The following is a 15,157-nucleotide window of genomic DNA, read 5'->3' as shown; positions in this document are numbered from 1 at the left end:
GAATCGGGGGTTTCATGCCTCCCTGAAATTGGCTAGTAATTCCGCGCAAACGCGTTCGGGGACTGGAAATGACCTATTGCTGCGGAATCCTGGTTCGGGACGGTCTGGTGATGATCGCCGATACCCGCACCAATGCCGGCCTCGACAACGTCTCGACCTTCCGCAAGCTGCACATCTTCTCCAAGCCCGGCGAGCGCATCATGGCGATCGCCAGTGCCGGCAACCTCGCCATCAGCCAGTCGGTGCTCTCCACCCTGACCGAAGGCCTGGAGGATCCCAACACGGGCGAGATCGAGACGCTGATGAACGCGCCGACCATGTTCCAGGCCGCCCAGCGCATCGGCCGGGCGATCCGGGCGGTGCATGCCACCGAAGGGCCTGCCTTGAAGTCCGAGGACGTCTCCTTCGACGTCTCCTTCCTGTTCGGCGGCCAGATCAAGGGCTCGCGCATGCGCCTGTTCATGGTCTACACCGCCGGCAATTTCATCGAGTGCACCACCGACACGCCCTACCTGCAGATCGGCGAGCACAAATACGGCAAGCCGGTGCTCGACCGCGCCATGCATTACGACGTCGAGCTCTACGAGGCGCTGAAGACCGGCCTGATCTCGATGGACTCGACCATGCGCTCGAACCTCGGCGTCGGCCTGCCGATCGACGTGCTGGTGGTGCGCACCGATGCCTGCGAAGCCGATCTCAACCATCGCATCGAGGCGGGCGAGCCCTATTTCCACGACCTTCGCTCACGCTGGTCGGCGGCCTTGCGCGCGGCTCACCAGAACATTCCGCGCCCGCCCTACAAGAACGACAAAGAACCCAAAACCTGACAGCAGAAGAGAAAAGGCAGGAAACGATGAGTGACGCGAAAAAGATCGCATTGGTGACGGGCGCCGGCACCGGCGTCGGGCGCGCGGCGTCGCTGGCGCTGATGAACACCGGCTTCACCGTGGTGCTCGCCGGCCGCCGGCTCGACATGCTCGAGGAGACGGCAAAGCTCGGTCCCGCCGGGAAAAGCCTCTGCGTCACCGCCGACATGACCAAGCCGGACTCCATCGCGGCGCTGTTCGACAAGGTGAAGGCGACCTATGGCCGGCTCGACGTGCTCTTCAACAATGCCGGCATGGGCGCGCCGGCGGTGAACTTCGAGGACCTCAGCCTCGAGCAATGGCAGGCCGTGGTGAACACCAACCTCACCGGCCCGTTCCTGTGCACCCAGCATGCCTTCCGCATCATGAAGGACCAGACCCCGCGCGGCGGCCGCATCATCAACAACGGCTCGATCTCGGCGCACGCACCGCGGCCGTTCTCGGCGGCCTATACCTCGACCAAGCACGCCATCACCGGCCTCACCAAGGCCTCCAATCTCGACGGCCGCATGTACGACATCGCCGTCGGCCAGGTCGACATCGGCAATGCCGCGACCCCGATGACCGACCGCATGGTCAACGGTCCCGGCGTGCTGCAGCCCGACGGCACCACCAAGCACGAGCCGCGCATGGACGCGAAAGCGGTCGGCGATGCCGTGGCCTACATGGCCAGCCTGCCGCTCGATGCCAACGTGCTGACCATGACGGTGATGGCGACCAAGATGCCGTTCGTGGGGCGGGGCTGAACAAAAGCGCGAAAACAACCCCATGCACAGTAGGCGTCAAGAGGCGCCTGCTGCTGCCGGGCCGCGGGTGCGACGCGAGTTAAGTCTCCACGCCATCTCAACAATCGTCATTGCGAGCGCAGCGAAGCGATCCAGGCTGCCAAATGCGGCGAGATTCTGGATTGCTTCGTCGCATCAGCGCAAAATTGCTTCGCAATTTTTGTCGCGAGCTCCTCGCAATGACGTGGAGAGAGCGGAGGCCTACTCCAAACTCTCCACCTTTCGCAGGCTCGGGAACAGCTTCATCCAGAACAGCGCCACTGCGACGGTGGCGACGCCGCCGAGCACGGCGGCGGGCACGGTGCCGAGCAGCGCGGCTGCCACCCCGCTCTCGAACTGGCCGAGCTGGTTCGAGGCGTTGATGAACAGGAAATTCACTGCGCCGACCCGGCCGCGCATCTCGTCGGGCGTGGAGAGCTGCACCAGCGAGAAGCGGATCACGACGCTGATCGTGTCGGCGGCACCCAAAACGGCGAGCGACAGCACCGACAGCCACATCCAGGACGACAGCGCGAACACGATGGTGGCGAGGCCGAACACGATCACGGCCTGGAACATGCGCAGGCCCATATGCCGGGAGATGGCGTGTCGCGCCAGCACCATGGTCATCAGCAAGGCGCCGACGGCGGGCGCGGCGCGCAGCACCCCGAGCCCGACCGGGCCGGTCTGGAGGATGTCGCGGGCATAGATCGGCAGCAGCGCCGTGACGCCGCCGAACAGCACGGCGAACAAATCGAGCGAGATGGTACCGAGGATTGCCGGATTGCTGCGGATGAAGCGGACGCCGGCGAAGATGTTGTCCGAATCCATCCCCTGCTTTGCGATCGCCTGCGGGCGCGGGCGGATGAAGCCGGTCAAGATCATCCCCAAAACCCAGAACAGGACCATTACGGCATAGGCAAGGTACGGCGCGACCGCATAGGCAAGGCCGCCGAGCGCAGGTCCCGTGATGGTCGCGACCTGCGCCGCCCCACTGGAGACGGCGGTGGCGCGCTGGAGCGAGCCCTGCGGCGCGATCAGCGGCAGCAGCGCCGCCGTGGTCGGGCTCTCGAACGCGCCGGCGATGCCGAGCAGGAAGGTCGCGATGAAGAGCTGCACCTCGCTGACCGCACCGAGATAGGTGATGGTCGCGAGATAGAGCGCGGTCGCGGCCTCCACGAGCTGGCAGAGCTGGACGACGCGCTTGCGCTCGTAGCGATCGGCGGCGTGGCCGGCGACGAACACCAGAAGCGCGGTAGGCAGGAACTGGACGAGGCCGACCATGCCGAGGTCGAAGGCCGAGCCGGTGAGATCGTAGATCTGCCAGCCGATCGCGACCGCCGCGATCTGGCTGGAAAAGCGCGACAGGCTGCGCGAGAGCACGAAGAACAGGAAGGCGCGGTGGGCGAGAAGCGCGCCGGCGCTGACCGGCCGATGTCCGGATATTGGCTGCTCTGGCATCACCTGTTGGGTCACCCTCGGACCGCTCTTTCCCTGTCGAAGAAGCTCCCGCGTGGCCGAGGTGGCCCCGCTTGTCAACACCGGGGCATTTCAGCCGCTCCCGGCATTGCCTTTGCAGCGCGCGAGCGGCCATAATCATCGAGGGGCTTGGGACATCATGCTGCGCCTGCAATCTGCACTCGGCATTTTCGCATTGCTGCTGATCGCCTTCGCGCTGGCGGAGAATCGGCGCGCCGTGTCGCTGCGCCAGGCGTCGATCGGCCTCGCCGCGACCTTCGTCACCGCCCTGGTGCTGTTGAAGCTGCCGGTCGTCGCTCATGCCTTCGGCGCCATCAACGACGCGGTCGGCGCGATCTCGGCGGCCTCGCGGGCCGGCTCCGCCTTCGTGTTCGGCTATATCGGCGGCGGACCCCTGCCCTTCGACCTGAAGGCGCCAGGCGCTGACTTCATCCTGGCGTTTCAGGCACTGCCGATCGTGCTGGTCATGAGCGTGCTCACGACGCTGTTGTTCTATTGGCGCGTGCTGCCGCCGGTCGTCCGCGGCATGGCCTGGCTCTTGGAGCGCACGCTCGGCGTCGGCGGCGCGGTGGGGCTCTCGACCGCCGCCAACATCTTCCTCGGCATGGTCGAGGCGCCGCTGTTCGTGCGGCCGTATCTGGCACAGATGACGCGCAGCGAGTTGTTCCTGGTCATGACCGGCGGCATGGCCGGCATCGCCGGCACCGTGCTGGTGCTCTATGCGACGCTGCTGGCGCCGCTCATTCCCGACGCCGCCGCGCATTTCGTCATCGCCTCCGTGCTCGGCGCGCCGGCGGCGATCCTGATCAGCCTGATCATGGTCCCTGAAACCTCCGACAAGCGCACCGGCGGCGCGCTGGAAGATCCCGACATGGAGATCGCCAGCACGATGGACGCGATCGTGAAAGGCACCAGCGCGGGCATCGAGCTCTTGATCAATATCGTCGCGATGCTGCTGGTGCTGGTGGCGCTGGTCTATCTGGTCAACGCAATCCTCGGCCTGCTCCCGCACGTCGGCGGGGCCGCGATCTCGCTGCAGCGGCTGCTCGGCCTCCTCATGGCGCCGGTGTGCTGGCTGATGGGGCTGCCGTGGGATCAGGCGATCACCGCCGGCAGCCTGATGGGCACCAAGACCGTGCTGAACGAATTGATCGCCTATGTCGACTTCTCGAAGCTACCGCCCGATACGCTCGAGCCGCGCTCGCGCCTGATCATGCTCTATGCGATGTGCGGCTTTGCCAATTTCGCCAGCCTCGGCATCATGATCGGCGGCTTGGGAGTGATGGCACCCGAGCGGCGCGAGGAGATCAACGCGCTGGGGCTGAAGTCGATCGTGTCGGGGACGCTGACGACGTGTCTGATGGGGGCGGTGGTGGGGGTGTTGGCGTAGGTCTCTCCGCACCGTCATTGCGAGCCACCGGGTCCGCGCGAAGCGCGGCCCGATGACAGGCTCCGCGAAGCAATCCAGAAATGTGTCCGCGGCAACAGTCTGGATTGCTTCGTCGCAAGAGCTCCTCGCAATGACGGCGGTGAGAGTCACGGCAGTGAGAGCTTATGTCCCACCGCACAATTTCGACTTCTGCAGGATGCGACGCACCTCGGGTATCTTGGCACGGCACGGCTCGGCCGCCATGGCCTTCGCCTCGCTGGTTCGCCCCTGCACCCACAGCAACACCGCCATCAAGCCCTGCGCCCCGGAGCGCACCGGCCCTCCCGCCACGTCCGAAGCGGCGAGCGACATGGCGGTTCGCGCTTCCGTCTCGGCGGCCCTGAAATTCGCTTTCTCGAGGAAGAAGACGGCACGGTAGACGTGAGCCCGCGCGTCCTTGGGGTAGCGGGTGACGAGATCGAGCGACCGGCTGACCATCTCCTCAGCCTTCGCCGGCACTTCCGACGCACGGATATAGTGCGCGGCATCGGCCATGTAGGCCGAGTAATGCGCGGCGGCGAACCCGGCACAAACCAGCGATCCGGCGAATCCCGCGAGCAACGTCATGCTCGCGCTCCGCGGCAGGCTGTCATAGGACCAGAAGGCGAGCCACGGCGTGACCGCGAGCGCGGCGCCGGCCACCGCACCGCCTGCATGGGCGTAATAGTTGACGTTGCCGGACGCGCCAAAGGCCATTGGCAGCAGTGCGGGAACACCGAAGAACAGCGACGTCTTCAGCCTCGATATGGTCTGATCGGCGTCCGCTTCGGGATCGAAGCTCGCGACGAACAGCGCAGCGATCAGCCCGGTGATGGCGCCGGACGCACCGACGCCGACCGTGCCGGGGCCGTTGCCCAGCAGCGAGCCGGCCTCTCCGGCTAATGCACTGGCAACGAAGATCAGCGCGAACCAGCCGCGGCCGATCAGCGACTCCAGCCTGACGCCGACGATGAACAGCGCGACGCAGTTGCTCAGGAGGTGCCATCCGCTGCCATGGAGAAGCGGCGCAAGACCGATCCGCCACCACTCCCCCCGTCCGACCACGAGATCGTAGCCGGACGCGCCTTGAGCGATCAGCGAGCGCACATCGAGGTCGCCGTCCCGCGCAATGTCGATGGCCAGGCTGCGTTGCAAGACGAAGATCAGGAGCAGACCGAAGATCAGGCCGATGGTCAGGAAGGGGATGTCGGCCAGAAGCTTGTTGTCGGCAAAGAGCGTCTCCTCGCTGGAGGAGGGCTCCTCTATGGCGACCGGCGCGGCGGCAGGTTGAAACGATGCTCTTGGAGCTGGCGCTACGGTGCCGCGTCGGCCAAAAGTGTTGGTCGCCATGAAAGCATCTCCCGCGTTGTCACAGCCTGGAGTTGACGCGAGAGGTATTTTCGACTGGTTAGCACCGTGCTGGCGGGGCGGCTGAATCATCCCGATTGCTGACCGCCCGGTTTCGCGGATCGACCGCATTTTAGCGATCGAGAATCGCGCCTACGCCTTCAGCTCCACCGTCTTGAACTCGGCGGGGAGGATCACCTCCAGCAGCTCCACATCGTCCGAATAGTCCAGGATCATGTGCCTGATCTTCGGCGGCTGGGTCCAGGCGCTGCCTTGCTTCATCAAGGTCTCGCCCTGCCCGTCCATATAGGTCTTCACCCAGCCCTTGAGCACGTAGACCATCTGGAATTCGACGTCGTGATAATGGAGCTTGGAGACCTCGGCCGGGTTGCAGGGGCCTTGCAGGCGGATCACATGCGCCTGCGCGAGGCCATGGGTCGCCTCGGCGATGCCAAGGTCGCGATACTTCGCGTAGGCGCGCAGGCCGTCGGCCTTGAAGTCTTCCTCGCGGTGATGGCTGACGGCGATGCGCTGTTTCGGACGTGCGGGCTTCTTCGGCGCGGCAGTGCGCGCCTTCGCCTTCACGGCCTTGCGTGCCGAGGATCGTGCCGCCGCCTTGGCGCCGCTCTGCTTCTTGACCGCGGTCTTCAATGCGAGCCTCGATGCCTTTTGCTTGGCCATTGTCTGCCTCCCTGTTGTGAGCCGCGCCGTCGCGCCGGTGTGGCCCGAAGGCCAACTTACCGAGTCTCGTGAGAGGCAGCAATTGCAGAGCTCGTTGGGTTCGAGTAGCGCCGCATCCGCGCTCGCACCCTCCCCTGGAGGGGGAGGGTCGGCTCACATTGAGCGCACCGAAATGTGAGACGGGGTGGGGTGACGGTCTCTCCACGTCGCATACTGCCCGTGTGGAGAGATCACCCCACCCCGCTCGCGCTTCGCGCGATCGACCCTCCCCCTCCAGGGGAGGGTATGAGGCTGAGGCCCTCACGCGATAACGTCGTCGATCGTAGCTTGTCCCAGGCTGGCGCGGCGAGCGGGGGTCGTCTCGTCTTCGTTCTCTCGCTGAACTAGTCTCGCCGGGAAATCCGGGGAATTGATTCATGGGCAGTAACGTCGGTCAGCGTGCATTTCAAAATGCCCGGCTTCAGAAGCGGCAAAAGGCCGACGTGCTGCCGTTGCTCGGGCAAGCGCTCGAATTGCACAAGCAGGGACGCCTGCTTGAGGCCGAGGCTGCCTATCGCCAGCTCCTGCAGATCGCGCCCAATCAATTCATCGCGCTGCATATGCTCGGCGCCTTGGAGTCCGATGCCGGAAACTATCAGCAGGCCGAAATCCTGTTGAGCCGGGCGGTTGCCGTGGATCCGCGATCGGCCAAAGCCCATGTGAGCCTCGGCGTCGCGCTGAACGGGCTGAAACGTCACACTGATGCCCGCGAGAGCTATCGCAAGGCGCTCGCCTTGCGGCCCAACTACGCCCTCGCCCTGTCCAACCTCGGGAACGCCAGCGCGGCCCTTGATTGCTACCAGGAAGCGCTCGAAAGCTACGATCGGGCGCTCGCCATCGACGCAAACCTTGCCGAAGCCCACAACGGCCGCGGCTCCGCGCTCTGCCGTCTGCGCAACTACGACGAGGCTCTCGCAAGCCTGAACCGCGCGCTCGCGATCAAGGCCGACTATGCGGCTGCGCTGGCGAACCGCGCCGTCGCCTTGCGGGAGCTGCAGCGATTCGACGAGGCCATGGCGGATTGCAACCGAGCCATCGCCCTCGCCCCTGGCGACGTGAACGGACGGCTCTGCCGCGCCAATATCCTGCTCCAGACCCGGCAGGTGGCCCAGTCACTATCCGATTGCGAGAAGGCGCTGGCGATCGCGCCCGATTCCGATCAAGCTCATCTGGTGCTGGGTCTTTGTCTTGCCGGACTCGGCCGGATCGACGAAGCCCTCGCCAGTTTCGACAGAGCCCTCGACATCAGGCCCGATCTCGAGAGCGCGATCTCCAGCAAGATCTTCACGCTCGATTTCCTGCCGGACGCCAGCGTCGGGCAGCATCAAGAGGCGCGACGCCTATGGTGGGAGCGGATCGGCGCGAAGATCGCTTCAGAAGCGGCGGCGCCGCACGACAACAGCCGCGATCCGGATCGTCGCCTGGTGCTCGGCTACGTCTCGTCGGACTTCAACGCGCATTCGGCCGCGTTCATCTTCAAGCCCGTGCTGCAACACCATGATCGGGCCCGGTTCGAGATCGTGTGCTATTCGTGCTCGTCGAAAGTGGACGCGACGACACGCGAGTTTCAAGGCATCACCGATCGCTGGCGCGACGCCTCGCAATGGAGCGACGATCGCCTCGCTGCCGAAATCCGCGCCGATGGCATCGATATCCTGATCGATCTGTCAGGCCACACAAGAGGACACCGCCTCGGCGTATTTGCGCGCAAGCCGGCACCGATCCAGGCGCACGGCTGGGGTCACGGCACCGGCACCGGGCTGCCGACGATCGACTATCTGTTCTCGGATCCGGTCGGGATTCCACACGACGTTCGGCATCTGTTTGCAGAGACCGTGGTCGACCTGCCGTGCTTCGTGACGCTGGCGCCGCTGCCATCAGGGATTGCGCAAGCCGCAACGCCGGCTCTCTCGAACGGCTTCGTCACCTTCGGTGTCTTCAACCGCATCAGCAAGATCTCGGACGAGGCGGCGGCCGTCTGGTCCAGGATTCTCGAGCGGGTGCCGGGCTCGCGCCTGCTGATCAAGGACGTGGCTCTCCACGATCCACTGGTCCGGGACAAGCTGCTGGCGCGGTTTGCGGCGTGCCGATTGCCGGCCGAACGCGTCGATCTGCTCGGGTCCACCTTGCGGGTCGAGCATCTGGCATCGTTCAATCGCATCGATATTGCCCTCGACCCGTTCCCGCAGAACGGCGGCGTCAGCACCTGGGAAGCCCTGCAGATGGGGGTGCCCGTGGTGGCGAAGCTCGGCAACAGCCTGCCCGGCCGCGCCGCCGGCGCCATCCTCACGGCACTTGGCCTGCCGGACTGGGTCGCCGACAGCGAGGAGGCCTATGTCGAGATCGCGGCCAGCCGCGCGGCCGAGATCGGCGAGCTCGACAAATTGCGCCGCGAACTGCCCGCAACGATCAACGCCGCGGCTGCGGGCAACCCCGTCTCATATGCGCAAGCGGTGGACGCGGCCTATCGCGCGATGTGGACGCGTTATTGCCGCGACGCTGTCGGTGCGTGATATCGTAGGGTGGGCAAAGCGCAGCGTGCCCACGACTTCTCTCAATCGGAAACAGACGGTGGGCACGGCGCGCGAAGAACGCGCCTTTGCCCACCCTACGAGACCGGTGCTCCGTTCAATGCAGGCGGAACACGCCGTCGACGGCGCGCAGCTCGGCCGGCTTGATCAGCTTGGAATGCGCCACCGTGACCGAATGGAGAGGGCCGTCGAGCTTCTCCTGCCAGAACGCCAGGAAATCCTTCAGGGCCGGAAATTTCGGAAACATGTCGTAGTTCTGCCAGACATAGGTCTGGAGCAGCGAGGGATGATCCGGCATCCGATAGAGAATTTGTGCCGTCGTCAGCCCGTAGCCCAGCATCTGTTTCCGGAATTCCTCGGAAACGCCCCCAACGCGCAGTCCCATGCCAAACCTCCTTTGCAGGAGCGCATTCGCGTGGTGGCCTGTCCGTGCCCCGGGGAGCCACCCGGAAACGATGCGCTCACATGACGAGAAATGTGACGCAAACTGACAACCCATCTCAAGCTCAAAAGTTTAACAAGCTGTTGAAATTCAATGCTTTAGCAGCAGAGACGGCTCCGTGCTAATACGGTCACGGCTGCCCGGTTAACGATGGCGGGGAGTTTCTGGCAGTCCGCGCTTTCGGCTGCTAATTTTTCTGCTACAAACCCTTGCCCCCGCAAAATTCCTGTCCTATTTCAGGCTCGCTCGTGCTAGCACTCACGGGCAACGATTGCTAACAATCTCAAAACCTCAACCCGAGCAATTGCTTAGGAGGACTGCATGAAATTCCGTCCGCTTCACGACCGCGTCGTGGTCAAGCGCATCGACGCCGAAGAGAAGACCGCTGGCGGCATCATCATTCCCGACACTGCCAAGGAAAAGCCCTCCCAGGGCGAAGTCGTCGCCGTTGGCCCCGGTGGCCGCGACGAAGCTGGCAAGCTGATCCCGATCGACCTGAAGGTCGGCGACCGCGTGCTGTTCGGCAAGTGGTCCGGCACCGAGGTCAAGATCGACGGCCAGGACCTGCTGATCATGAAGGAGAGCGACGTGATGGGCGTTCTCGAAGTCAGCGAGTCCAAGAAGAAGGCGGCTTAAGAGCCCCTCTCCTCCCTCCAGTCAAAACCCTTAAGGAAAAATCCAGATGGCAGCCAAAGAAGTCAAATTCTCGGTTGAAGCGCGCGACAAGATGCTGCGCGGCGTCGATGTTCTCGCCAACGCGGTGAAGGTCACGCTCGGTCCGAAGGGCCGCAACGTCGTGCTCGACAAGTCGTTCGGCGCTCCCCGCATCACCAAGGACGGCGTCACCGTCGCCAAGGAGATTGAGCTCGACGACAAGTTCGAGAACATGGGCGCGCAGATGGTGCGCGAAGTCGCCTCCAAGTCCGCTGACGCGGCCGGCGACGGCACCACCACCGCCACCGTGCTCGCCCAGGCGATCGTGAAGGAAGGCGCCAAGTCGGTCGCCGCCGGCATGAACCCGATGGACCTCAAGCGCGGCATCGACCTCGCGGTCGAAGCCGTCGTGGCCGACCTCGAGAAGAACTCGAAGAAGGTCACCTCCAACGACGAGATCGCCCAGGTCGGCACCATCTCGGCCAACGGCGATGCCGAGATCGGCAAGTTCCTCGCCGACGCCATGAAGAAAGTCGGCAACGAGGGCGTCATCACCGTCGAGGAAGCCAAATCGCTCGAGACCGAGCTCGACGTGGTCGAGGGCATGCAGTTCGACCGCGGCTACATCTCGCCCTACTTCGTCACCAACGCCGACAAGATGCGCGTCGAGATGGACGACGCCTACATCCTCATCAACGAGAAGAAGCTCTCCTCGCTGAACGAGCTGCTGCCGCTGCTCGAGGCCGTGGTGCAGACCGGCAAGCCGCTGGTCATCGTCGCCGAGGACGTCGAAGGCGAAGCGCTCGCGACCCTCGTCGTGAACCGCCTGCGCGGCGGCCTGAAGGTCGCGGCCGTCAAGGCTCCGGGCTTCGGCGATCGCCGCAAGGCCATGCTGCAGGACATCGCGATCCTGACCGGCGGCCAGGCGATCTCGGAAGACCTCGGCATCAAGCTCGAGAACGTCACGCTCAACATGCTCGGTCGCGCCAAGAAGGTGATGATCGACAAGGAGAACACCACGATCGTCAACGGCGCCGGCAAGAAGGCCGACATCGAAGCGCGCGTGGCCCAGATCAAGGCGCAGATCGAGGAGACCACCTCGGACTACGACCGTGAGAAGCTCCAGGAGCGTCTCGCCAAGCTCGCGGGCGGCGTCGCGGTGATCCGCGTCGGCGGCGCGACCGAGGTCGAGGTGAAGGAGCGCAAGGATCGCGTTGATGACGCGATGCATGCGACCCGCGCGGCCGTGGAAGAAGGCATCGTTCCGGGCGGCGGCGTCGCCCTGCTCCGTGCCTCCGAGCAGCTCAAGGGCCTGCGCACCAAGAACGACGACCAGAAGACCGGCGTCGAGATCGTGCGCAAGGCGCTGTCGGCCCCCGCTCGCCAGATCGCGATCAACGCCGGTGAAGACGGCTCGGTGATCGTCGGCAAGATCCTGGAGAACAAGGCCTACAATTACGGCTTCGACTCCCAGACCGGCGAATATGCCGACCTCGTCAAGAAGGGCATCATCGACCCGACCAAGGTGGTCCGTACCGCGATCCAGAACGCAGCCTCGGTGGCCGCGCTCCTGATCACCACGGAAGCCATGGTCGCCGAGCTGCCCAAGAAGGGCGGCGCCGGCCCCGCGATGCCTCCGGGCGGCGGCATGGGCGGCATGGACTTCTAAGTCCAACGACCTCTCAAGAACGACGAAACCCCGGCAGCGATGCCGGGGTTTTTGTTTGTAGTGAGCACGTCATTCCGGGGCTCGCGCTTCGCGCGCCCCGGAATGACGGGCCTGGACCTCACTCCACCTTCCCGAGCCGCTCGAAGCGGGGCTCGCCGTCTTCGTCGAGGGACCAGAAGATCCGCGTCACCTTGCCGATGAGATTGTCCATCGGCACGAAGCCGAAGGTCGACAGCATGCGGCTGTCGGTGGAATTGTCGCGGTTGTCGCCGAGCACGAAGAAGTGGTTCGGCGGCACCGTGAAAACGTTGGTGTTGTCGAGATAGCCGTTGTCGAGGCAGTCGTACGTCACATAGGACGCGCCGCTCGGCAGCGTCTCGCGCCAGCGCTTGACGGCCGCACCGCCGTCCACGCCGCAGGCCTCGCCGGCCGGTGCCGCCTCCAGGGCGACGCGGGTCACCGGTCGGTCGTTGAGGATGAGCCGGCCCTGCCGCATCTGGATGCGGTCTCCGGGCAGGCCGACGACGCGCTTGACGTAGTCGGTGGAAGCGTCCTTCGGCGACCGGAACACGACGATATCGCCGTATTCGGGATCGGCGGCGAGGATGCGCCCCGAGATCCAGGACGACGCGAACGGGAAAGAATAGCGGCCATACCCGTAAGTGTATTTCGCGGCGAAGACGTAGTCGCCGACCATCAGCGCCGGGGTCATCGAACCGGACGGAATGTTGAACGGCTGATACAGAACGAAGCGAAACAGGATCACCGGCGACCACAGCACCGGGATCATGAGGATCAGGACGACGATCGCCTTCCAGTCGCTGGATCGTGCCGCGGGGCGGATCGATTCCTGAAGAACGGTCATGTGCCTTCCCTGATCAAGACGTTGCGGCCCCAAGATGACGCAACCTGCGAGCGCGCTCAATCCCCGGCGAGCTCAAATTGGTCGCGCTTCGCGCCGACCGCGTTCATCGCAGACGGCAGCAACGTCGATGTGAAGGGCCGCCCATGGGCGGCCGGCGAGAATTATCCACGAGGCCGCCCTGGCCGAATCGTCGGACCGCTTCGCGATCATCGCGCAGAGCGACGCACTGACCTGAAGAGCTCTTTGCGATGCCGCAGCTCTATCTCTTTCCGATGGCGGCGTTCACACTCCGGTCTGACTGATAAACTTGATATTGAAATAGCCCTCCATCGCCTCGGTGCCGCCTTCCGAGCCATAGCCGGAATCCTTGATGCCGCCGAACGGCACTTCCGGCAGAGCGAGACCGAAACTGTTGATCGACATCATGCCGGCTTCCACTGCCGAACCGATCGCGGTTGCGGTCTTGCTCGAGCTGGTGAAGGCGTAGGAGGCGAGGCCAAACGGCAGGCGGTTGGCTTCCTCGACGACTTCGTCGAAAGTCGAGAAGCGCGAGATCAGGGCGAGCGGACCGAAGGGCTCTTCGTTCATGGCGCGCGCATCCTTCGGCACGTCGCTCACGACGGTCGGTTCAAAGAAGTACCCCTTGTTGCCGACGCGCTTGCCGCCGGTTTCGAGCTTGGCACCCCTGCCGACGGCGTCCTGCACCATGCCTTCGATCGCGGTCACGCGGCGCGGATTGGCGAGCGAACCCATCTTGGACTCGGGGTCGAGGCCGTTGCCGACCTTGAACGCCCTGGCACCATCCACGAACTTGTCGACGAACTCCTTGAAGACGTCGTCCTGCACCAGCATGCGGGTCGGCGAGATGCAGACCTGGCCCGCGTTGCGATACTTCGCCGCCGCCAGAATCCTGGCAGCCGAGGTGACGTCGGCATCCCCAAACACGATTGCCGGCGCGTGGCCGCCGAGCTCCATGGTGGCGCGCTTCATGTGCAGTCCGGCAAGCGCATTGAGCTGCTTTCCGACGGAAGTCGAGCCGGTGAAGGAGATTTTCCGGATGACCGGATGCGGGATGAGATATTCGGAGATTTCCGCCGGCACGCCGTAGACGAGATTGATGACGCCGTCCGGCACGCCTGCGTCAGCGAACGCGCGGATCAGCTGCGCCGGTGAGGCCGGGGTCTCCTCCGGCGCTTTGACGATGATCGAACAGCCGGCGGCAAGCGCGGCCGAGAGCTTGCGCACAACCTGGTTGATCGGGAAGTTCCAGGGCGTGAACGCCGCGACGGGGCCGACCGGCTCCTTGATCGCGAGCTGGTAGATGCCCGGCCCGCGCGCCGGGATCACACGGCCATAGGCGCGCTTGGCCTCTTCGGCGAACCACTCGATCACGTCGGCGGCTGCCATCGCTTCCATCCTGGCTTCGCCGAGCGTCTTGCCCTGCTCCATGGTGAGCAGCGGCGCGATCTCGTCGTTGCGCTCGCGCATGATCGCCGCGGCCTTGCGCATGATGCGGCAGCGCTCGAACGGAGCGACATTGCGCCAGACCTTGAAGCCGGCTGCGGCGGCAGCGAGTGCCTCGTCGAGGTCGGCCTTGCCGGCATGGGCGACGGTGCCGATCACCTCTTCGGTCGCGGGGTTGACGACCTCAATGACCTTGCCCGACTGGGCCGGACGCCATTTGCCGCCGATGAAAAGCTGGGTGTTCGAATAAGCCAACGGTCTCTCCCCTTGATCGCTTCTATGTTGGTTCAATGCGTGGACGGCCGGGCTGCCGTGACGATGGCGTCGGCGACCCGGGTCATCTCCGGTCCGAGATAAGAGCGGAAGCGGGGCTCGGCGACAAGGGAGTGGAAATCCGCCATGCGCCTCACCCCGCCGCCGGCCACGAACAGGAATTGCTCCGCGATCTCGGCCAGGATGTCCAGGTGCCAGCTCGCGGTCGGGTGCATGCAGAGGATGACCAGCCTGCCCTCGTCGCGCAGCTTGCGGAAGAAATCCAGCATGAAGCCGATATAGCCGTCCTGCAGGTTGAATTGCGGCTCGTCGAACAGATGCACCAGGGGCGTCCGGGTCGGCGACGGCGCCAGGAAGGTCGACGGCACCCGCTTGCGAAAGCGCCGGACCTGGTAGGATTGGTGATAATGGATCGCCAGCCGGTCGCGCTCGCGGTATTTGACGGCGTGGATATCGGTACCGGCGACCAGCACGCGGCCAGAGGTCGGGGCGTTGGAGCCGGTCATCATCTCGAACAGCGTGGTCTTGCCCGCCCCGTTCGGCCCGACCACGCCGACGATGCCGGGCTCGTCCAGCGACAGGTTTGCTTCGAGCGTGAAGGTCGGACGGCGCATGATCCGGCCCCGTGTGTAGACCTTGCGGATATCCTCGAGAACGAGCAGCGGTGCAGACACT

At 64.8% G+C, this 15,157-nt stretch carries 13 protein-coding genes; 6 read left to right on the top strand and 7 right to left on the bottom strand.

All coding sequences use genetic code 11. The features are described 5' to 3' along the window. Positions 1–68: 68 nt before the first annotated feature. Positions 69–827, top strand: a complete 759-nt coding sequence (locus AC24YW_RS15220) for a proteasome-type protease (RefSeq protein ID WP_487483504.1) — start codon at positions 69–71, stop codon at positions 825–827. A gap of 26 nt (positions 828–853) precedes the next feature. Further along, positions 854–1,612: an SDR family oxidoreductase gene (locus tag AC24YW_RS15215; protein ID WP_172783042.1), complete on the top strand. Its 759-nt coding sequence runs from the start codon at positions 854–856 to the stop codon at positions 1,610–1,612. A 240-nt stretch (positions 1,613–1,852) separates the two neighbouring features. Here AC24YW_RS15215 and AC24YW_RS15210 read toward each other — a convergent pair whose 3' ends face one another. After that, entirely contained in the window at positions 1,853–3,091 is a 1,239-nt protein-coding gene (locus tag AC24YW_RS15210) for an MFS transporter (RefSeq protein WP_487483503.1), read from the bottom strand. Positions 3,092–3,248: 157 nt separating this feature from the next. On the opposite strand from AC24YW_RS15210, the gene AC24YW_RS15205 reads away from it, so the two are divergent. Then, positions 3,249–4,499, top strand: a complete 1,251-nt coding sequence (locus AC24YW_RS15205) for a NupC/NupG family nucleoside CNT transporter (protein WP_487483502.1) — start codon at positions 3,249–3,251, stop codon at positions 4,497–4,499. 162 nt (positions 4,500–4,661) lie between these two features. Here the strand turns inward: AC24YW_RS15205 and AC24YW_RS15200 are convergent, their stop codons facing one another. Both AC24YW_RS15200 and AC24YW_RS15195 read right to left on the bottom strand, forming a co-directional pair. Further along, positions 4,662–5,996, bottom strand: a complete 1,335-nt coding sequence (locus AC24YW_RS15200) for a rhomboid family intramembrane serine protease (protein WP_487483501.1) — start codon at positions 5,994–5,996, stop codon at positions 4,662–4,664. A gap of 21 nt (positions 5,997–6,017) precedes the next feature. Next, complete coding sequence (locus tag AC24YW_RS15195; protein WP_487483500.1) at positions 6,018–6,545, bottom strand: cupin domain-containing protein; 528 nt, start codon at positions 6,543–6,545, stop codon at positions 6,018–6,020. A gap of 416 nt (positions 6,546–6,961) precedes the next feature. Between AC24YW_RS15195 and AC24YW_RS15190 the strand changes: the two genes are divergently transcribed. Next, positions 6,962–9,097 carry an O-linked N-acetylglucosamine transferase, SPINDLY family protein gene (locus AC24YW_RS15190; RefSeq protein ID WP_487483499.1) on the top strand — a complete coding sequence of 712 codons (2,136 nt, stop codon included), beginning with the start codon at positions 6,962–6,964 and terminating at the stop codon, positions 9,095–9,097. A 115-nt stretch (positions 9,098–9,212) separates the two neighbouring features. Here AC24YW_RS15190 and AC24YW_RS15185 read toward each other — a convergent pair whose 3' ends face one another. Next, positions 9,213–9,500, bottom strand: a complete 288-nt coding sequence (locus AC24YW_RS15185) for an usg protein (protein ID WP_036046235.1) — start codon at positions 9,498–9,500, stop codon at positions 9,213–9,215. A gap of 378 nt (positions 9,501–9,878) precedes the next feature. Here AC24YW_RS15185 and AC24YW_RS15180 point away from each other — a divergent pair, with 378 nt between their 5' ends. Continuing rightward, positions 9,879–10,193, top strand: a complete 315-nt coding sequence (locus AC24YW_RS15180; protein ID WP_025037205.1) for a co-chaperone GroES — start codon at positions 9,879–9,881, stop codon at positions 10,191–10,193. Between the two features lie 46 nt (positions 10,194–10,239). Further along, a complete protein-coding gene (gene groL, locus AC24YW_RS15175; RefSeq protein ID WP_057029537.1) occupies positions 10,240–11,880 on the top strand; it encodes a chaperonin GroEL in 1,641 nt (546 codons plus the stop codon). A gap of 118 nt (positions 11,881–11,998) precedes the next feature. On the opposite strand, the gene lepB is transcribed toward groL, so the two are convergent. From lepB to AC24YW_RS15160, 3 genes are all read right to left on the bottom strand, one after another. Beyond that, positions 11,999–12,745 carry a signal peptidase I gene (gene lepB / locus AC24YW_RS15170; RefSeq protein WP_487483498.1) on the bottom strand — a complete coding sequence of 249 codons (747 nt, stop codon included), beginning with the start codon at positions 12,743–12,745 and terminating at the stop codon, positions 11,999–12,001. A 282-nt stretch (positions 12,746–13,027) separates the two neighbouring features. Then, complete coding sequence (locus AC24YW_RS15165; RefSeq protein ID WP_487483497.1) at positions 13,028–14,464, bottom strand: NAD-dependent succinate-semialdehyde dehydrogenase; 1,437 nt, start codon at positions 14,462–14,464, stop codon at positions 13,028–13,030. A gap of 32 nt (positions 14,465–14,496) precedes the next feature. Beyond that, positions 14,497–15,156 (bottom strand): ATP-binding cassette domain-containing protein, encoded by a 660-nt coding sequence (locus tag AC24YW_RS15160; RefSeq protein ID WP_487483496.1) that lies wholly within the window; start codon positions 15,154–15,156, stop codon positions 14,497–14,499. Between the last annotated feature and the right edge of the window lies 1 nt (position 15,157).

The sequence above is a fragment of the Bradyrhizobium sp. USDA3516 genome (genome assembly GCF_057651995.1).
Note: the sequence above shows the minus strand (reverse complement) of the source record. Positions and strands in the feature narration are given on the sequence as shown.